The 301-nt window shown below is 49.5% G+C and carries 1 pseudogene; it reads right to left on the reverse strand.

Features of this window, described 5'->3' with window-relative positions:
• Positions 1–62: 62 nt before the first annotated feature.
• A pseudogene (locus NE473_RS31235) lies at positions 63–301 on the reverse strand (hypothetical protein); the annotation flags it as partial.

Consider the following 301-nt stretch of genomic DNA (forward strand, 5'->3'; position numbering starts at 1 on the left):
CCAAAGGAGGGGAATCAATCAAAACGTAATCATAATGTTCTCGCGCGCCGCAGAGCATCTCTTCAAATTTCGCATTTCCCAATCGGGAGGTGAAGGGGCATGAAATTATGACGGACAGAGGTGTGGTGAGAGCGGATCACATAGTATTTGCCTGTCATTATCCGTTTGTGAATATTCCGGTCTGCAATGACGAGAAACAGGATACAGGATGCCGCCGTTGCTTTTCCGTAATCCAGGTCTGTATAAAAGGTAGAGTAGATATAGACCCCCATGGAGGTGGAGGGCCCAGCGGCGCCTCCAC

The sequence above is a fragment of the Hungatella sp. SL.1.14 genome, from assembly GCF_024460495.1.
Classification (GTDB): domain Bacteria; phylum Bacillota; class Clostridia; order Lachnospirales; family Lachnospiraceae; genus Hungatella; species Hungatella hathewayi.